Here is an 18,097-nt window from a genome sequence, read left to right as displayed (position 1 = left end):
ATCGCGGTCAAAACCTAAAATTAGTCAGATTTTAGACTAATTTGCAATGCTCACCATTGCTGGTCTTAAGAGTCTGTCTTTTAACATATACCCTTTTTGCATCACTTGTACAATCTCTCCACTTTCTTTCTCTTCGCTGTCCACTTGCATAATAGCATTGTGGAAATTGGGATCAAAACCACCATCCGTTTCAACTACGGTGATATTGTGTTTTTCAAAAGCGGTATAAAAGTTTTTAATCGTTAACTCCACACCCTCTTTTAATTTGGCCAACAAATCCTCACTGCTGAGATTTGAAGCAGCTTCTTCTGCAGCTAATGCCATCTCTAAAGTGTCAATAGGAGAGAGTAAATCTCTTGCAAACTTTTCACTTGCGTAATCAATGGCTTGATACTTCTCTTTTTCAAGTCTTTTTTTAATATTTTCAAAATCCGCATGAACTCTTAAATATTTATCTTCACTCTGCTTTAATTGCTCTTGCAGTTGTGCAATTTTATCTTCAAGAGACTCTTCTTGCGTTTCACCTGATGGTTCAGAACACTCTTGAGTGTTCTGCTCTTCTTCTACTATTTCTACTTCATCTTTTATTTCTTTACTCAAAACAATCTCCTAAAATTTATACAATCGTAATTCTATTAAAAAAGTATTCGTAATCTTTCGATAACTCTCCAACTACAAATATTTTTGTCTCAATACCACTTATAATACAGTTATGACAAATACCCATATACTCAGCAGGAAATAACTCTTCAAAATACAAACCTTCTTTGCAAGTATCAAGAATTTTACCACTTAAGAACATGTTAATCGTGGCATCGTCAAAGTCATATCTCAATGCCAAATTTAAAAACTCTTTTATATTGTATATATCAAAATCTCTACTTTGTATGATTTGGTTTATTTTTTCATACACTTCATACGCGCCCACTTGTCGTGCGATTTTCATAATATGAAAGATTTCAAAACCTGTCATTTCATTTAAAAATCGAAACAGCGCATCCGAATACTTAATCGTAACGGGAAAGGTTGAGAACTCCAATATCATATAACGATTATCTACATTGATAATCTTTTGCAACGTATCTGATATTTGATTTTTGATAAAAACAGTCAAGCCTATTTCTTTTGCTAAATATTCCAGTGATTTAATATTGACAAAATCAAGTTTGAAATTTAATCGGCTCAGCCAATACTGTTTCAAAGCTTCCGTCGTTGGTGTTCGACCACTGCTGACGTGTTCTTGCGCTAAGAATCCCTCATCGCCCAACTTTTTAAAGTATCCTCTGATGGTTGCGGGTGAATACGTTATATCATACATCGATTTGAGTTGCGAAGAACCAATGGGTTCTAAGTGCTCAATATATGCTTTGATAATTGATTCTAACAAGAACTCTTTTTTATTTTTCATATTAAACCATTTTCATATTTTTAGCACTCAATGTCTTAAGCTGCTAAAGAATTATATCTTATTGAGTCTTTATTTGTCAAGTGTTTTTTGGCAATATGTTTATAAAAGTGCTAAAACTTAGTTTTAGTGGGATTTATGGCGACAATTATTTCTTTTATTGACTTATATCAATACGTATTTTTGTAAAAAAATGTATTATTTGAAAATTAAAAAAGAAGCAAATGATGAAAAAATTTTTAGAACAATTCAAACGAGCCTCAACTGAAAAATTGGAGATTGCCAATCTGATTTGGTCGTGGATAGGCTCATTTCTAGGCATTATTACCATTTCATTTATTCATTACGATTTATTCAAAGGAACCGATTTGAGTTTGGTCATTGGCTCATTTGGAGCCAGTGCTGTTTTGATATACGGTGCAGTGCACTCACCTTTAGCCCAACCCAGAAATTTAATTGGTGGGCATATTTTAAGTGCAATTGTAGGGGTAATTTCATTTAAACTTTTCAGTGGAAATATTTGGTTTTGTTCAGCCTTTGCCGTTGCCACATCCATTTTGGTCATGCAACTGACTCTCACCTTACACCCACCAGGTGGAGCAACTGCACTTATTGCTGTCATTGGAAGTGAACAAATTCACAACTTAGGTTTTCTCTACGTGCTCGTGCCCGTAGCAAGCGGTGCGTTTATACTCTTTGTCATCGCCATTTTTGTCAATAATATTCCCAGTCATCGACACTATCCCAATGACACAAAAAAGATTTGGTTTTTTAGGAAAGAATAAAATACATTGTAATAAAAAGATGACAAAATGTAATATTTTTTAAAAGTAATCAAAAAAATAGCTACGATACTTCTATTAATGCTAGGAGTTAAAAATGAATATTACCAGCAATTTATATATTGATGAAAAAATATTTATCATCAGAGGTATGCAAGTCATGCTTGACAGAGACTTAGCAGAACTTTATGCCGTTGAAACAAAACGTCTTAATGAACAAGTAAAAAGAAACGCTGAACGATTTCCAAATGACTTTATGTTTCAATTAACTAACAAAGAAATAGAGAATTTGCGGTCGCAAAATGCGACCACAAATTTTAATATGATAAGAAGTAACCCCTATGTCTTTACAGAACAAGGGGTTTATATGTTAGCAACCGTTTTAAAAAGTAAAATTGCAGTAGAAATTAATATATCTATCATGCGCACCTTTACAAAATTAAAAAATCTCTCCGTGCCCTATTTTGACATTATTAAAAGATTGGAAACTTTAGAAACCGACAATAAACAAACCCAAGAACTTTTAAATAAAGTCGTACAAGTGGTTTCCAGTATGCAAACACTTCAAGATGAAGCAAAAGAAGAGACGAAAAAAATGGGGTTTATTCGTGAATAAAATATATGTTAATCCTGCTTGCAGGCAAAAAGCCAAGGACTGTTTGAGTAAAAAAGAGTGCAAGCACAAGGCTTACTTTGTCCACAAAGTAAGAAATGCGAAGACTGTTAGGTATTTATGAGAAACTTATATTAAATCCAACTCTTCGCTAATATCTTTTATAAGTTTTGAAAGTGGTCGTTTATTTATATCTTTGTCCTCTACATATCCACCAGTTACATGCCTTAAAACATCCTCACGATTTTTAAATAATGTTCCCTCATATTTTTGAGAAAGTTCATCAACATAACTTTCATTATAGATTTGTGCTTTTTGGATAAGTTCTAAAGCTATGTCTTTGTGATTAGAATATAAATCTTTCAATTCAAAAACTTTTCTATTATTGACTATTCTCTTTTTTTCTTCGTAACTCACATCTTTAGTAAATTTATATTTTAAATCAAAACCTTTTTGCGAATAAATAAAAGAAGCGTCATTAATTTTAAATGTAAATTTAGCATTTTTATTAAAATCAAATCTATCATCATATGGATTGATATATTGTTTATCTTCATCAGATTTAAGCTGATTACAGACTTTACAAGAGGGAATAAGATTATAAAAACTCATTGCAAAAAAAGGATATTTACTTTGTGCATAAAAATGGTCTAATTCACTCGTTCTTTTTTTTGAGTTTTTAATGTTATAAATTCCATTTCTATTGCAATATGGACAAGTCGAAATATTTAATGATTTTACCAATTCAAAGGCATTATAATATTCATTTTCATATTTGAATTTATCTTTTTTATTAAAATAACCATATAAGGTTTGGAAAAATTTAAAACCATTACAACACTTTGATTTATATATTTTTGAAAGATATTCCAGTTCATTTGGTTTTGCCAATATTAGCTTTTTAAAATCCCAATTATCATTAAAACAGAGTTTAACTTGACTATCTAGTAACTCAATTGTATATTTGCTGCTTTTTGTTTTTTTAATATACTCAGCTATGGCTTCATAATGTTTATTGGCTAATTCTTCTAAATTATCTTTTTGGATTCTAATCATTACTCAAAATCATTACTAAGTTTTAAAATCTTTGTTTCAAGTTCTTCTAGGCTATCTCTTAAAATATCTTCCACAATTGCCAATCTAACTCTTTCATAATCATGAGCTATAAAATTTCTTACATCATAAGAACCTTTAGCTTCTTGTGTCAAATTATACTTTTCAATAATCTCTTTATCAATTTTATTTAGACTCTCTCCCATTTGAAGTAACGCCATCAATATTGCAGGTTGGGCTTCTAATTCATCTTCTAAAGCCTTTACTATTCCACCATGTTTTGAAATAATTTTTTTAATATTATCTATCATCTTTAAGATAAATTTTGTTTTCGCATAAGTTGAGATATTAGACATATTTTACTTCTTTTAAAATAAACTCTTTTCCAATCTCATTTAAAGTATCTTTATCTACAAAATCAACCTCTTTTTGTAACTCTTTTTTTAAAAATTCTTTTGTATCCGCAAGTTTTGAGAAAGCAGTAAATCCTTTATATTTTTGCATAAAAGCTTTTATATCTTGTATTTCGTAGAGAATATCAATATCACTATTAGAAGTATAATCTCCCCTTGCATAAGAGCCAAATACACCTAAAATATTTATTCCATCATTGTTAAGTACAGGTTTGATAAGTCTTAATTTTTCATAAATATCATTGACACTCATTTTATTTTTTTCCTTCTAATATTTCTAGTTTTTCTGTTAATTCTTTAATTTCTTCTTTTATTGTATCAATTTCTTCTTTATTTGACAACTCCATTTTGTTTTTTAACATTCTTTGAAGCTCTCTTTTTAAGATAGGTTCGCCAATAATATTTATAATATTTTGAGCATCTTTATCATTATTTATTGTAGTATCTTTGCCATTGTTTAGATATTTTATCACATCATCAATTTTACTCTTAGCAAACTCACCCATAAGCCCATCTTTCATAAAAAAACCATGAGAAAGTAAAGTATGAATGTTTGCCCCGAAAGGATTTATATCGACTTTATTTGTAGCATTAATACAATTTCCAGTCTTTTCATCTTTTTTTAAAAATATTACATTTTCTTTTGGTAAATCTGAAAGAATAAAAGGTGAGTGTGTCGTAATTATAAAAATTACTTTTTTATTTTTTAAAAACCTTGTATTTTTTATAAATTTCAATAAATAATTAACTAACTTTTTGTTCCAATTGGGATGTAGTTTAGTTTCTGGTTCATCTAATAATATATAAATATTTTCTTTCATTTCTAATCTATCTAAAATGAAATGTAGCTTTGAAAAAAATGTCAATAAATGTTGTTCTCCACTACTTAAATCATTAAAATAAATTCTTTTATTTTTTAGTTCTGTAAAAAAATTTGTTTTAAATAATTTCATAAATAAATTACAAATCAAATCTAAAACATCATCTTTTTTTAAATTTATTTCAAATGTTCCATCTCCTAATATGTTTTTTGATAAAACATCAGGTATTTTTTCAAATAAAGTTAAGTTTTTAGATTTATTAAATTTTTCATCAGATATAAAAGAGATAAAAGATTGATAATCCATTTTATAATCTTGTTCTATTATATTTTGTTTAAATTCTTTATAAAAATAATGGTTTTCTAAATTTCTTGATAAGCTATAAATAAAGTATCTTATGTATAAATATTCTCTCAAAGATGCAATAAGATTATCTCTTTTTTTTATTTTTTCTATAGCAATAGTTAAGTTTTTTCTTAAAAACTCACAAGTATTCTTTTTCTCTTCATCTTTAATCTTAATATTTTGTTTATCAATTGTTATAAAATCTATAAATTGAAATAAATCATTTATCTTATCATTAACTATTATTTGTAAATGTGTTGGAAAGAAAGAAAACTCATCTTTAAATTCTATATTATTTGAATTTGCTAAATGAACAAAAGATATATCTCTTTGTTCTTTATCTGTTGATAAAAATAAAGCTTCTTCAAAATTCTTTTCTACTGTTGAATGAGTAGATTTAATATTTGTATTTTTTAAATTATCATCATACAATATTATAGTAAATTTATTTTCTTCGTTTTTAATTCTTTTTAGCTTTTTTGATTCATCATCATAAAAAAAAAGTATACTGTCAGTATTGTTACATTTTTCATCTTTTCTAAATTTACTTAGTTCATGAAGAAGATTACTTTTCCCACTCCCATTCTCCCCAACAATAGCAGTAATATTTATATTCTCAGGAAAAATACTCACATAATCTTCATTTTCGTCAATAGTCAATTCATTTTTATCTTTATCATACTCACAATTAAACCGAGGACTAAAACTAAACCCTTGTTTTTCTATATTTTTATATTTCTCAACCCACAAATAAACCAATTCCATAATAACTCTTTAAATAAAATATTTATAGATATGTTACAAGAATGTTATTTAAAAATTAGCATTTTGCCACTTTAACTCAAACACAAAAAAGCCATATTTTTAGTAAGATCAAGGAAGAGGAATCAATTTGGGAGGGAGCATACACGAAGTATGTGACTGAGTAAATTTATTGTTCTGACGCGGAGATTGCTAAAAAGATGGCTTTTTTATTCGACGTCGATGTCCCAGATGACTGACACTCCGTACTCTTGACTTAGCGTAATATACTTCTGATAACTCACCTTCTCTTTATACTTCTTTGAATGAAACGTCACCACCACATCTTCACCTTCAAGCAACGCTCTCACTTCTCTTTGTTTTAAATACTTTCCATATTTTCGTAAACTGTTTTGCCAAATACGAAAATCGCACGTGGCTTCGGGTGTTAATTCAAAGAGTTCACCATCTTCGGTTTTCCAAGTGGCATTGGAGCAGGCATAGAGTTCTACTTTTTTGCCGTTGATCTCTTTTTTTCGCACCTCTATTTTTCCATCTTTACAATAGGGACATTTGCCTAAAATCAATTATAGGCCTTAAAGTGGTGTCGATTGACATTAACAACCCACGCTACAAAGATTAACACGCCTGAGAATGTGGCAAGCGTTATTTCCCAACCAAAGTGTTGGTATATCATGGCGGGAATAATGGTACCAACAGCCCCACCTAAATAATAAAAAGTCAGATACATACCTGATGTCAGCGATTTTTGAGACTCTTTCATTGAGTTTGCTAAACGAGTTGAAACCGTATGCACCGTAAACATTCCAAAACAAAGCACAAAAACAATACTAAAAATAAACCAAATATTGTCATTTAAAAACAGAATAATTGAAGCAATAAGTACGAATAATCCAAACATAATCGCATGCAGCTCTTTTTTAAAAATATTGACAATTTTATGAATCATAAGTGAAACCACAATACCAACACCGTAACCCAAATACAACAATCCAATGTGCGCTTCTGTGACATCGGGAAATTGCTCTTTGATTCTAAAAGGCAGAATATTTAACACGCCACCAAAAACAAAAAAGACCGTAAACATGAGCAGATATATCACAAAAAAGCGTCTGTCTTTTAAGATGAGTAAGGCATCATGCACTTTAGCTTTGGTCAAAGTAGCTTCACCCGTAAAAGAGAGTTTAGCAATAAAATACAAACCTACCAAAAGTGTTAAAGAGAGGGAAAAGAAGACATAACGCCAACCAAATTGTGTGGCAATTAAACCCGACATAACTCGGCCAACTAAACCACCAAAAACCGTAGATGCAACATAAATTGACATATTGAGTTTAATGTTCTTTTTATCACTGGCTAAAATACTCATGCATGCCGTTAAAATTGCAGGCACAACTACGGCTTCACAGGTTCTTAAAAACAAAAACACTTCATATGAGTTTGAAAATCCCAAACAAATATTGGTTGTGCACAAAATAAGTGAAGCCACAATTAAGACTCGTTTAGCATTGACTCGCTCTAAAATATAACCATAAATAATGGGAGCTATGGCTAAAAAAAGCATAATCACCCCAGTAAAAGAGGAGGCTTGGGCGATAGAAACATTGAACTCTTCTGCTAATAAAGGTTGCAAGGGTTGTGTTGCATACATCAAGGACAGAAGAATAATAATCGTATAAATAACGATAAAAAAGTCAATGCGTTTCATCTATATTTTTATCACCCCTATCTCTTTAAGCATAATTAACGTAATGGCTACTGGAGCTAAAACTCGAATAGAAAAAAGCCAAATTTTATAAACTGTTTCACTCATATAAGGTAAGAGTGCTTTTCGTAGCAGTGCTTTGTCCAAAACATATCCCACAAAAATAGCTACCAATATCCCACCGATTGGCAATAAAATAGAGGCGCTGATAAAATCAAACCAATCAAAAAGATTTTTGTTTCCAAAAGTTAAAAGCGTTGAAAAGGAGCTGGTATTGGACAAAAGTGCAAAGATACCTAACACATAAAAAACAACGGCAACACTGTAGGTGGCTTTTTTTCTGCTCATCTTACGTCGTTCAATCAGATACATAACCGTAGGTTCTAATATCGAGATGGCAGACGTAATGGCAGCAAAAGCGAGTGCAATAAAAAAAGCAATTGCCAAAATATTTCCTATGGCGCCTATTTGATAAAAAATCGCAGGCAACGTAATAAAGACCAATCCTGCACCTTGTCCAGGCTCTTCTCCTGCATTAAAAATAATTGAAAAAATAATGACCCCTGCCACAAGTGCAATGAGAGTATCCATAATAACAACAATCATCGAAGCTTTAACAATATTCACATTTTTATCCAATGATGCCGCATAACTTATAATGGTTGCCATCCCTAAAGAGAGCGTAAAAAAAGCATGTCCTACCGCAATTAAAACAGAACCTGAGTGGAACTTTTCTACATTGGGATAAAACATAAATTGAATGGCTTGAAAAAAACCATCCAATCGCATACTGTACACTAACATAATGAGCAAAATAATAATCAAAGCTGGCATTAAAATATTGTTTAATCGTTCGATTCCATTTTTAACCCCTTTTGAAATGGTATACGCAATCACACTAAATGCGAGTGTATAATAAAAGAGTTGGGTAAAAGTATCCTCTTTTAACAAATTCATGAACACACTTTGCGCTTCGGTAACATTGGTAGGAAGATCGGTTGCCGCAATGACAACGTAGTTAAAAATCCAGCCAATAACGACAGAATAAAAAGAGAGAATAAAAACACCCGTTAAGAACATAAATCCTGAGTATTTCCAATATTTTTTTTCACTGGGAGCTAAAACTTCAAAGGTTGATACCGCATCTTTATGCGCATTGCTTCCTAAAAACACCTCTGCAATAAAAATCGACATTCCAATCAACACAACGGTTGCAAGATAGACCAATACAAAAATTCCACCACCGTTGTCTCCAGCAATATATGGAAATTTCCAAATATTACCCAATCCAACCGCACTCCCTGCTGCTGCGAGAATAAATCCGACTCTACTAAACCTATTTTTATGCATCATTTTCCTTTTTGCATAATTTAATTCCAAAATTATAACGAAAAGTAAAAAAATATTGCGTTAAGAGAAAATGGAATAATATTTTTAATTATTTAATGCCATTTTTAAGTGTCATTAAACCTGAACTATGTTACTTTAAACAATATTATCTAAAGGATATCCATGTTAAAAAAGATCTTTAACTTTTGTCTGTTTTTGACACTTTTCTCAACACCCATTTATGCTCAAGAAATTTATAAAATTGCCACAGGATCAATTACTGGGAACTATTATCCAACAGGTGGAGCCATTGCAAGAATGGTCAACAAATACCAAAAAAGTACAAAAATTACGTTTGTCAATGAACAGACAAACGGTTCAATTGATAACATAGAAAAACTTAAACAAAAAAAAGCACAATTTATTCTTGTACAGAGTAATATTGCTAAAAAGTATCACGATAAAGAGTTTACATCACTCAAAGCTGTCATGGCAATCTATCCTGAACTCTTAACCTTTATTGTTAAAAAAGAGTCCAACATCCACTCAATCCATGAATTAAAAGGTAAAAAAATATTTATAGGTGAAGAAAAAAGTGGAACAGAAGAAACCGTTACAACCCTTTTTAAAGAGCTTAATCTTCCTCTTCCAAAACGTCAAGAACAAAATTCAATCAAAATGTCCCACATACAAAATGCCTTAAATAATAATCTCATTGATGGCTATTTTTATATGGTAGGTCATCCCACTGCGAATATCACCAACATCGCCAATGCAATGGACGTAAAACTCATTGCCTTTGATGACAAAAGTATCAATACTTTTATTGCAGAAAACAGAGATTATGTCAAAGGATTCATTCCTGCAAATATTTATAAAGGCAATGACAAAGCCATATCTTCATTTGGTCTCAAAACGCTTTTAGTTACCACAGAAGATATGAGTAATGATGTAGTTTATTTGGTTGTAAAATCAGTATTAAGAAACTTTGATGAGTTCAAAAAGCTTCATCCAGCATATAAAAACATTACCAAAAAATCGCTTCTTGAAGGCTTACTGATCCCTTTACACAATGGAGCAAAAAAATACTACAAAGAGGCAAAACTGCTTTAATATATAATTTTTGCCAAATACAAACCAAAGCCATCAACAGGGGTATAAAAAACTTTTTTCTCCTTGTTGAGTTGTGCTTGTAAATCTTCCATACTCAATTTGCCTTCAGATATTTTCAACAAGAATCCCACCATCAACCGAATTTGTGTACGCAAATAAGAGTTGGCTTTAAATTTAAACACATGCATATCTTTATAGGCATAAAATTTCGCTTCAAAAATCTCTTTTTCAAAATTGATTTTATCACTGCCAAGTTTATGAAAATATTCAAAATCGTGCACGCCAACAAAAAGTTTGATGGCCTCTTTGATTTTTTTTTCATCAATGTGTTTTACATGCGTTACATATCGTGCATTAAAAGGAGTGGTGGGATTTTGAGTAATAAAATATCGATAAACTCTCTTTTTGGCACTGAATCTGGCATGAAAACTCTCATCAACGCTTTCGACTTTTAAAGCACGAATACTTAATGGGAGTTGATGATTTAAAAGCTCTTTGAATCTGTCTAAATTGGTAAAGTGCTGAGGAAGTTTCACACTAAAAACTTGTCCTGAAGCGTGTACCCCTTTGTCTGTTCTTCCACTTAAAATAATATTTGCTTCCACATTTAAGCGTGAAAAAGCTTCCAATAATTTGTCTTCAACCGATGTTTTTTCGGGTTGTCTTTGAGAACCACTGTACTCAAAACCGTCATACGAAATGGTTACTTTTACATTCATGAATCAATAAACTTGTTTAATCTTTTTCATATAGACATAATAACAAAGAGCTGACCAAAGAAAAGGTATCGTGTACAACGCCACATAATAAAAGTGTTTTGAGCTGTAATCGGCAAGAAAATAGTATAAAACCACAAATACAATGGCATACGGTAAGCTTCTGTTTTTCTCATATCGGGGGTTAAAATACCCAAATGCAATGACTAAAAAAAGAGAGACCAAAGGAAATATCGAAACAAGAATAAAAAAAACAAATTTATCTGTCGTTTGATTCAGACTCAATTTGGTAGCCCAATACTCAAAAGGGGTTGTGAAAACTTCAGATGAGTTGTTGGCAATAGAATCACCAATCAACATTGTTTCAAAATTAATTTGATTGAGCTCTTTGGGATTAATATAAAAGAGTTTCCCCTCATTAAGCGTAAAAGTCAATTCCCCATCACTGTTACGCAACACAGCATTTTTAGAAACAATAAATTGATCCGTAAAATTTTCAGTTTTAAAGAGTTTGACATCGGAATAGGTTTTCTCATTTTTATCGGTAATATATATCATCCAATCGCCAAATTTTTGTCCAAACTCTGAAGATTTGATGTTAAAATTTGCCTCTTTCTTCTTAACACTCAACATTTGATTGGTCAAAAATTTTGTTTTTGGAATTAACCCCACAGAGACAACAACAAGTGCCACACTTAAAAGCAGTGTCATGGGTAAAAATATTTTTAATATTTTCAAAGGATTTAAGCCAAAAGAGGTAATCACAATAAGTTCATACTCACTTGAAAGTTTTGACAATGAAATCACCAATGCAATAAAATAAGCAATGGGCAAGGTATAAAATAAAATATTGGGAATGGTATACGAATAGAGCATAAACAGTTCTAATACATTAATCGTAATCACTGACGTCAAAGCAGCAATTTTCACTAAAAATATAATTGATGTGATAAAAAAAAGCCCAAAAAAGATGGGGAAAAATGACAATGACAATTGTGAAAAAATATATTGATTTAATTTCAACTAAAACCCTTTTGATAATGAGAAAATATATTCGATGGCTAAGCCCAGTGTTAAGAAGGGGATAAAAGGGGTTTCGTTCTCTTTTTTAACCCAACTGTTATACACCGCTGGCATTATAGCAAAAAGTGCTGCTAAAAATATAGCCACCAAACCTGCTTTTATTCCAACCAGTGCAGCAATGATTGCCACAATAGGAATATCACCCTCACCTAAAGCTGTTTGTTTTGTTAACGTTTCATCGTTTAAAAGTCGTGATTTGATGTTTTGAATATAAAATGTTACCACAAACGATAACAAAGCAAAGCCCCCTGCAAAAACAGTGGCATTTTTTAATTGCTCTAAAAAGCTCCACTCTCCCACAAAAAAAACCAAAACAAGCGCAATGAGTAAGAGATAATCGGGAACAGCTTTATATTTTAAGTCTATCAAGGAGAGTGTCAATAAGAGATAAAAAAGAGCCAAAACTACAAAAAAATCCGAACTGAAATGCAATTTTTGAAACAGCAATAGAGTTAAAACTCCCGCGATAAGTTCCACCATAATATATTGTTTATCGATGGCTGTTTGACAATAGGCACATTTGCCTTGCAAAGCGATATAAGAAAAAATAGGAATATTGTGATACCACTTTAACGCTTTTTTGCATGTGGGACAACAAGAAGGGGTAATAATGGAGTTATGTAAAGGCAATCTGATAATTAATACATTAATAAATGAGCCAAAACATACCCCTGTAATAAACAGGAAAACCTCTACACTATATGCCGCCAAATCGTCTTTCCCTTTTTGTAAAATCGTCTATAATATCATCCAAATCATATTTTGAGAAATCGGGCCAAAATTTTTGTACAAAAAACATCTCTGCGTAGGCACATTGCCATAAAAGAAAATTTGAGATTCTCACTTCCCCGCTGGTCCGCACTAAAATATCTACATCGGGCATACCTTGGGTATCTAAGTTTTGAGCAATGCTCTCTTGGGTTATTTCCATACCCTTTTGAACAACGGCTTGTACCGCACGCGTCATCTCATCACGACTGCCATAGTTTAACGCCAACACTTGTGTTAAGCCACTGCAATGCAGGGTTTTTTGCGTGGTTTCTTTAATGGTTTTTTGTAGACTTTTTGAAAATTTTGATAAATCTCCAATGGCTTTAAAACGAACATTGTTTTCTAAATACATGGGCAATTCATCTTTTAAATGGCGTTCTAAAAGTTTCATTAAAAATTCAACTTCTAACTTTGGCCGACTCCAGTTTTCTGTCGAAAAAGCATACAACGTCAAATATTTCAACCCAATGTTATTGGCATGAATGGTGATTTCACGAACCACTTTTGCCCCCTCTTCGTGTCCCGCTGTTCGTTTTAAATCACGCTCTTTTGCCCACCGTCCATTGCCATCCATAATAATGGCAATATGCTGTGGAAATGGCAGTGCATCAATCATTGAATTTACTTTGTAAAGAGTCTAAAAGGTGTAATGACAATGAGAGTTTATCGCCGCTTATGAGAGTGGACTCTTTTTGATTTTTTAAAAACAGTTCAATCGTATTGTGTGAAGAGCCAAAATGATTCTCTTCATTGATTACATTCAAACAAACCCCATCTAACTCTTTTTTATTCAACATTTTTTGTGCATTCTCTTGAGCAACCACTTCGTCGGTTTCCGCTTTAAAGCCAATAGAAATAATCTCTTGCTTATTTAAAGAGTGCAAAATATCCATGTTTTGTTTGAGTTCCAAACTCCAAGATGCCCCCAATAACTCTTTTTTAAGTTTTCCTTCTTGGGCAAAGGCAGGCAAATAATCACTTACAGCTGCTACCATAAACAAGTACGGCTTTTTTTGAATCAAGGTAGGATTTGAATCATCCATAAGTGTGGTTGAACTCATTTTCCCTTTTTTTGCTACTCGAATGGCATCTTCTAAATACTCATACATTTCACTGCTTGATTGCACCACAATAGTATGAATGGCTTTGGGTAAATCTTCATGACCTCTGGTTGTTACCAAACAGACATCAGCCCCTTTTAAATAGAGAGCCAAGGCTAAATTTGAAGCCATTTTACCCGAAGAGAAATTGCTCAAATATCGAACATCGTCAATTTTTTCTACTGTTCCGCCTCCACTTAAAACTACTCTTCTTTCACTCCAATACTCTTCACTTAAAAGCTCACGTGCTGTTGCAAAGAAAATATCTTCCACCTCACTCATGGCACCACTTCCAACATCTCTGCAAGCCAACTCTTTTGAAATGGGTTCAACCATGATATAATTGCACAATTTAAGCATTTTCAAACTTGCCTGCGTAATTGGGTTGGCGAGCATATTGGTATTTGCAGCAGGACAAAGCAGTTTTCTGCGTGGGTAAGCAAGGGCTGTTTGAGTGAGTAAATTATCGGCAATTCCATGAGAGAGTTTATTGATGGTATTTGCACTTGCCGGTGCTATGACAAAAATATCGGCCCATTTTCCAATGGCAATATGATTATACACACTGTGTTTATCCCAAGATTCAGAGTTTTCATCCAAAATGAGACTTTGAGAAATGGTTTCAAAGGTCAAAGGAGTCACAAACTTTTTTGCAGCACTTGTCATGATCACTTTAACATTGGCACCCGCTTTAATATACAGTCGAATTAACTCCAAAGTTTTATATACAGCAATAGACCCCGTAACACCTACGAGAATATTTTTATTTTTTAAAAGTTCGTTTGAAGCTTCAAAACTCATTGTTTTTTCCCAAAAAATTTATAAAAATAACCGGCTATAATCTTTAAAGGTGCTCGGGTAATTGCCAATGAACCTTTATGGACATTTCTTGTAATGGTACTTCCCGCTGCAATTAAAACATCGTCTTCAATCGTTACAGGCGCTACAAGTTGTGTGTCGCTTCCTACAAAGACGTTTTTGCCAATGATGGTTTTATGTTTATTGATTCCATCATAATTACACGTAATGGTTCCACACCCAATATTGGTACCTTCATTGATTTCACAATCACCCAAATAGCTTAAATGTCCCGCTTTAACACCTGTTAAATGGGCTTTTTTTGTTTCAACAAAATTACCAATATGGGTATTTTTCAAATAACTTCCTGGTCGAATTCTGGCCATGGGTCCCACATCGGAGTTTTCTATAACAGAGTCTTGAACCATGGAGTTGGTTTTAATGTGCGAATTGATGATTTTTGCATTTTCCAACAGAGTAACTCCATTTTCTAAAACAGACTCTCCTTCAATTTCTACGCCATGTTCAATATAAATGGTATCGGGCAGTCGCATGATAACACCTGCTTTTAAAAACTCATGTTTGATTCTGTTTTGATGAATCACTTCTGCTTGTGAAAGCTCCACTTTTGAGTTAACCCCTTTGAAGTTCTCTTCACTGACGATTAAAGGTTTTAAACTCAAATTGGCATTTATTGCCATTTCAACCAAATCGGTAATGTAATACTCTTTTTGAGCATTATTATTGTTGAGTTTGGGTAAATTTTGAAGTAAAAATTGAGTCTCAAATTGGTAAATGCCTGCATTGGCTGTACAAATAGAAAGTTCACTTTCTGAAGCATCTTTTTGTTCAACAATTTTCACTACACTGCCATTTTCAATCACCACTCTTCCATATCCATCTGCACTTTCCAGTTCTAACACCGACATAACAATAACGGCATCACTTTCAAATTTCTCCAATTCAGAGGCTTGTATAAGAGGCATATCGGCATTTAGCACCAACGTTTTTTCATGTTTGGGTGTAATTCCCATAACTGCACCACCAGTACCGGGATAGTTTTTATGGTCTTGAATGACAAATGTTATTTTGCCAGTATCGACTTCCTCTTTGAAATAACTCTCCATGCTTTTTTGTACCAATGAAGCTTGATGATATAAAACAACTGTTACATCATCACTTAATTTAAGTGATTCCAAAATAGAATAATATAACATCGGTTTACCTGAGATTTTATGCAAAACCTTTGGTAAACTTGATTTCATTCTCGTACCCGCACCTGCTGCTAAAATAATAATTGATAAATTTTTTTTCATATATTTCCTATTTATACGCTGTGTATCTCTTTTTTTAAATTGTCAATGACTTGAATAATGGCATTTCTCATATTCATGTCTGTGATATTTCCTTGAAGTAACTTATCCAAGTTCTCCTCTTTTTCTAAAAAAACTTTTGTCACGGATGGACTTTTCTTATTTTTATTATACATTAAGACACCATAAGATATTAATAACTGTACCAATTTTGTGTGACCTAAAATTGCAGCATAATTCAAAAGAGTGTACCCTGCTCCATCAGGCTCATTGGGATTGGCTCCAGAGGCAATTAATAAGCGTGCCATTTTGACATTGCCTTTCCATTGCGTATGATGCAGTGCGGTTCTTCCTTGTTTGTCTTTGATATTAAAATCCAATTTTTTTGAAGAGATAAGCTTTTCAACCACTTCTAAATCATCCGCAATAACGGCTTTATGTAAAACCGTACGCCCTTCTTTATCAATGGCATTGACATTGGTTCGGTATTTTAAAAGGAATGTCAATCGTTCAAAAAACTGTTCTCTCTCTTTGGGATTTTTTAATTTCAAACCATCTTCAATCATCATACTCATAGGAGTTTTCAACTCATTGTCTTCAATATTGGCATCCAAATCACTGTTTAAAAAGAGTTTCAAAAGTTCAAAGTTTTTATAATTGACCAAATCAAAAATAATGGTTCGCCCATTGCTCTTTTGTCGATTTATTTTGGGTTTGTTGCTCAATAATCGTTTTAAAAGTCCCAGATAATCGGCGTCTTTTTTAATATCCAAATGTTTTCTTGAACGCTTTTCTTTTCCATTTTGTTGAATTAAAATGATTTCAACCAACTCATCAATGATGGTTCTCTCTTCATAATCTTCGTGATCAATATTTGCACCCTTGTCAATGAGATACTCAATCATATTGATATTTTCTAAACCATCATAAATCGCATCAAAAAGAACCGTTCGTCCGTTAATATCAGGCATATTAATATTTGCACCTGCAGATAAAAGAAAATCAAGTGCTTCATAATTTCTGTTTTCAACTTCTCTGTAAAGAAGTGTTTTCCCCTCTTTGTTGGGTCTGTTTAAAGGTAAATCATACTCCATAAGAACAGAAGTGAGTTTCAAATAATTTCGTTCTTGATTGACAAATCGATATTTACTCGTTAAATCTTCTGTAGGATTTTTGATAAAACTCAATAACTTTAAAATTTCATCAACAATGGTAAGACCCAATGTGTCTTGTTGATCTAAATTAATCCCTTTTTTAATGAGTAACTCAATAAGTTCAAGATTATCTACTCCTAAAATAACCGCATTAAAAAGTACATTTTGTCTGTTCTTATCCACAATATTGACATCTGTTCCATAATTAATTAAAAATCGAGCAATGCTTGAGTCCTCTTTTAAAACTGCATTAAAAAGCGCTGTTTGTCCATTTATGTCTGTTTTATTGATCTCTTCTTCGGGAATATTATTAACAATCTCTTTTAGAATCTCAATACTCCCACCCTCTACCGCGTCAAAGAGTGCCGTTCGTTCGTAGGCGTCAGGAAGCGTTAAATCGGGATCTTTTATCATCAAAATTTTAAAAATTTTCTCTTTGGCTTCAAGTGCAACATCATGACAAACCGTTCGGTAAGATTTATTGACATGATTAATACTGACCCCATGTTCAAGCAAAAAACGAATCATTATCCCATCGCCTTGATTGATGGCTTCATTTAAAACGGTTTTGCCAAAATTGTCTTCAATATTGATATCAAGTCCATGTTTTAACAGCAGTTTAATGGCTTCAATTTTTCTTTTTTTGGATAAATCAAAAAGAATATTTCGACCCTTTTCATCCAATTCATTGATGTTTATATCAGGTTTAAGAAGTTTAAGTACTTTTTTTTCATCAAATGTATTTTTATTTAACTCTTTGACTAACTCTTGAAAAAGCAGTTTTGATTTATCTTTTGATTTTATAAAGCGCAACATTCACA

At 32.2% G+C, this 18,097-nt stretch carries 19 protein-coding genes; 3 read left to right on the top strand and 16 right to left on the bottom strand.

What is annotated here, in order from left to right:
• Positions 1 to 36 precede the first annotated feature (36 nt).
• Positions 37 to 600 carry a nucleotide exchange factor GrpE gene (grpE, locus tag ACNI3C_RS05425; RefSeq protein WP_419771236.1) on the bottom strand — a complete coding sequence of 188 codons (564 nt, stop codon included), beginning with the start codon at positions 598 to 600 and terminating at the stop codon, positions 37 to 39.
• Between the two features lie 16 nt (positions 601 to 616).
• Positions 617 to 1,408 (bottom strand): heat-shock protein, encoded by a 792-nt coding sequence (locus ACNI3C_RS05420; protein ID WP_419771235.1) that lies wholly within the window; start codon positions 1,406 to 1,408, stop codon positions 617 to 619.
• A gap of 224 nt (positions 1,409 to 1,632) precedes the next feature.
• On the opposite strand from ACNI3C_RS05420, the gene ACNI3C_RS05415 reads away from it, so the two are divergent.
• Both ACNI3C_RS05415 and ACNI3C_RS05410 read left to right on the top strand, forming a co-directional pair.
• Positions 1,633 to 2,190: an HPP family protein gene (locus ACNI3C_RS05415; RefSeq protein WP_419771234.1), complete on the top strand. Its 558-nt coding sequence runs from the start codon at positions 1,633 to 1,635 to the stop codon at positions 2,188 to 2,190.
• Positions 2,191 to 2,284: 94 nt separating this feature from the next.
• Positions 2,285 to 2,803 carry an ORF6N domain-containing protein gene (locus tag ACNI3C_RS05410; protein ID WP_419771233.1) on the top strand — a complete coding sequence of 173 codons (519 nt, stop codon included), beginning with the start codon at positions 2,285 to 2,287 and terminating at the stop codon, positions 2,801 to 2,803.
• A 126-nt stretch (positions 2,804 to 2,929) separates the two neighbouring features.
• Here ACNI3C_RS05410 and ACNI3C_RS05405 read toward each other — a convergent pair whose 3' ends face one another.
• The 7 genes from ACNI3C_RS05405 to ACNI3C_RS05375 all read right to left on the bottom strand — a co-directional run bounded on the left by ACNI3C_RS05405 (position 2,930) and on the right by ACNI3C_RS05375 (position 9,249).
• Positions 2,930 to 3,856: an HNH endonuclease gene (locus ACNI3C_RS05405; RefSeq protein WP_419771232.1), complete on the bottom strand. Its 927-nt coding sequence runs from the start codon at positions 3,854 to 3,856 to the stop codon at positions 2,930 to 2,932.
• Positions 3,856 to 4,209: a HepT-like ribonuclease domain-containing protein gene (locus tag ACNI3C_RS05400; RefSeq protein WP_419771231.1), complete on the bottom strand. Its 354-nt coding sequence runs from the start codon at positions 4,207 to 4,209 to the stop codon at positions 3,856 to 3,858. Before ACNI3C_RS05400 ends, ACNI3C_RS05405 begins: the two co-directional genes overlap by 1 nt.
• Positions 4,202 to 4,519 (bottom strand): nucleotidyltransferase family protein, encoded by a 318-nt coding sequence (locus tag ACNI3C_RS05395; protein ID WP_419771230.1) that lies wholly within the window; start codon positions 4,517 to 4,519, stop codon positions 4,202 to 4,204. The genes ACNI3C_RS05400 and ACNI3C_RS05395 overlap by 8 nt, the downstream gene beginning before the upstream one ends.
• Position 4,520: 1 nt before the next feature.
• Entirely contained in the window at positions 4,521 to 6,197 is a 1,677-nt protein-coding gene (locus tag ACNI3C_RS05390; protein WP_419771229.1) for an AAA family ATPase, read from the bottom strand.
• 206 nt (positions 6,198 to 6,403) lie between these two features.
• A complete protein-coding gene (locus ACNI3C_RS05385; protein ID WP_419771228.1) occupies positions 6,404 to 6,760 on the bottom strand; it encodes a hypothetical protein in 357 nt (118 codons plus the stop codon).
• Positions 6,757 to 7,902, bottom strand: coding sequence for an MFS transporter (locus tag ACNI3C_RS05380; RefSeq protein ID WP_419771227.1), 1,146 nt, complete (start codon positions 7,900 to 7,902; stop codon positions 6,757 to 6,759). Before ACNI3C_RS05380 ends, ACNI3C_RS05385 begins: the two co-directional genes overlap by 4 nt.
• Entirely contained in the window at positions 7,903 to 9,249 is a 1,347-nt protein-coding gene (locus tag ACNI3C_RS05375; RefSeq protein ID WP_419771226.1) for a sodium-dependent transporter, read from the bottom strand.
• Between the two features lie 162 nt (positions 9,250 to 9,411).
• Here ACNI3C_RS05375 and ACNI3C_RS05370 point away from each other — a divergent pair, with 162 nt between their 5' ends.
• Positions 9,412 to 10,341, top strand: a complete 930-nt coding sequence (locus ACNI3C_RS05370; RefSeq protein ID WP_419771225.1) for a TAXI family TRAP transporter solute-binding subunit — start codon at positions 9,412 to 9,414, stop codon at positions 10,339 to 10,341.
• On the opposite strand, the gene truA is transcribed toward ACNI3C_RS05370, so the two are convergent.
• Genes truA through ACNI3C_RS05335 form a run of 7 tightly spaced genes read right to left on the bottom strand, consistent with a single transcriptional unit; the run spans position 10,338 to position 18,092 of the window.
• On the bottom strand, positions 10,338 to 11,060 hold the full coding sequence (truA, locus tag ACNI3C_RS05365) for a tRNA pseudouridine(38-40) synthase TruA (RefSeq protein WP_419771224.1): 723 nt from the start codon (positions 11,058 to 11,060) through the stop codon (positions 10,338 to 10,340). The genes ACNI3C_RS05370 and truA overlap by 4 nt on opposite strands.
• Before the next feature lie 3 nt (positions 11,061 to 11,063).
• Positions 11,064 to 12,080, bottom strand: coding sequence for an LptF/LptG family permease (locus ACNI3C_RS05360; protein ID WP_419771223.1), 1,017 nt, complete (start codon positions 12,078 to 12,080; stop codon positions 11,064 to 11,066).
• On the bottom strand, positions 12,081 to 12,851 hold the full coding sequence (locus ACNI3C_RS05355; RefSeq protein ID WP_419771222.1) for a prepilin peptidase: 771 nt from the start codon (positions 12,849 to 12,851) through the stop codon (positions 12,081 to 12,083).
• Positions 12,838 to 13,527 (bottom strand): di-trans,poly-cis-decaprenylcistransferase, encoded by a 690-nt coding sequence (locus ACNI3C_RS05350; protein WP_419771221.1) that lies wholly within the window; start codon positions 13,525 to 13,527, stop codon positions 12,838 to 12,840. Before ACNI3C_RS05350 ends, ACNI3C_RS05355 begins: the two co-directional genes overlap by 14 nt.
• Complete coding sequence (gene coaBC, locus ACNI3C_RS05345; RefSeq protein ID WP_419771220.1) at positions 13,520 to 14,812, bottom strand: bifunctional phosphopantothenoylcysteine decarboxylase/phosphopantothenate--cysteine ligase CoaBC; 1,293 nt, start codon at positions 14,810 to 14,812, stop codon at positions 13,520 to 13,522. The genes ACNI3C_RS05350 and coaBC overlap by 8 nt, the downstream gene beginning before the upstream one ends.
• Positions 14,809 to 16,125: a bifunctional UDP-N-acetylglucosamine diphosphorylase/glucosamine-1-phosphate N-acetyltransferase GlmU gene (gene glmU / locus ACNI3C_RS05340; protein WP_419771219.1), complete on the bottom strand. Its 1,317-nt coding sequence runs from the start codon at positions 16,123 to 16,125 to the stop codon at positions 14,809 to 14,811. Before glmU ends, coaBC begins: the two co-directional genes overlap by 4 nt.
• Before the next feature lie 11 nt (positions 16,126 to 16,136).
• Entirely contained in the window at positions 16,137 to 18,092 is a 1,956-nt protein-coding gene (locus tag ACNI3C_RS05335) for an ankyrin repeat domain-containing protein (RefSeq protein WP_419771218.1), read from the bottom strand.
• Between the last annotated feature and the right edge of the window lie 5 nt (positions 18,093 to 18,097).

Source organism: Marinarcus sediminis (SeqCode) (assembly GCF_048571275.1).
GTDB classification, from domain to species: Bacteria; Campylobacterota; Campylobacteria; order Campylobacterales; family Arcobacteraceae; genus Marinarcus; species Marinarcus sediminis.
Note: the sequence above shows the minus strand (reverse complement) of the source record. Positions and strands in the feature narration are given on the sequence as shown.

What these genes read in the sequence shown, in the direction of transcription:
- ACNI3C_RS05420 (WP_419771235.1), bottom strand. Translation starts at nt 1,408, where the DNA reads ATGAAAAATAAAAAAGAGTTCTTGTTAGAATCAATTATCAAAGCATAT.
- ACNI3C_RS05415 (WP_419771234.1), top strand. Translation starts at nt 1,633, where the DNA reads ATGAAAAAATTTTTAGAACAATTCAAACGAGCCTCAACTGAAAAATTG.
- ACNI3C_RS05410 (WP_419771233.1), top strand. Translation starts at nt 2,285, where the DNA reads ATGAATATTACCAGCAATTTATATATTGATGAAAAAATATTTATCATC.
- ACNI3C_RS05405 (WP_419771232.1), bottom strand. Translation starts at nt 3,856, where the DNA reads ATGATTAGAATCCAAAAAGATAATTTAGAAGAATTAGCCAATAAACAT.
- ACNI3C_RS05400 (WP_419771231.1), bottom strand. Translation starts at nt 4,209, where the DNA reads ATGTCTAATATCTCAACTTATGCGAAAACAAAATTTATCTTAAAGATG.
- ACNI3C_RS05395 (WP_419771230.1), bottom strand. Translation starts at nt 4,519, where the DNA reads ATGAGTGTCAATGATATTTATGAAAAATTAAGACTTATCAAACCTGTA.
- ACNI3C_RS05390 (WP_419771229.1), bottom strand. Translation starts at nt 6,197, where the DNA reads ATGGAATTGGTTTATTTGTGGGTTGAGAAATATAAAAATATAGAAAAA.
- ACNI3C_RS05380 (WP_419771227.1), bottom strand. Translation starts at nt 7,902, where the DNA reads ATGAAACGCATTGACTTTTTTATCGTTATTTATACGATTATTATTCTT.
- ACNI3C_RS05375 (WP_419771226.1), bottom strand. Translation starts at nt 9,249, where the DNA reads ATGCATAAAAATAGGTTTAGTAGAGTCGGATTTATTCTCGCAGCAGCA.
- ACNI3C_RS05370 (WP_419771225.1), top strand. Translation starts at nt 9,412, where the DNA reads ATGTTAAAAAAGATCTTTAACTTTTGTCTGTTTTTGACACTTTTCTCA.
- truA (WP_419771224.1), bottom strand. Translation starts at nt 11,060, where the DNA reads ATGAATGTAAAAGTAACCATTTCGTATGACGGTTTTGAGTACAGTGGT.
- ACNI3C_RS05350 (WP_419771221.1), bottom strand. Translation starts at nt 13,527, where the DNA reads ATGATTGATGCACTGCCATTTCCACAGCATATTGCCATTATTATGGAT.
- coaBC (WP_419771220.1), bottom strand. Translation starts at nt 14,812, where the DNA reads ATGAGTTTTGAAGCTTCAAACGAACTTTTAAAAAATAAAAATATTCTC.
- glmU (WP_419771219.1), bottom strand. Translation starts at nt 16,125, where the DNA reads ATGAAAAAAAATTTATCAATTATTATTTTAGCAGCAGGTGCGGGTACG.
- ACNI3C_RS05335 (WP_419771218.1), bottom strand. Translation starts at nt 18,092, where the DNA reads ATGTTGCGCTTTATAAAATCAAAAGATAAATCAAAACTGCTTTTTCAA.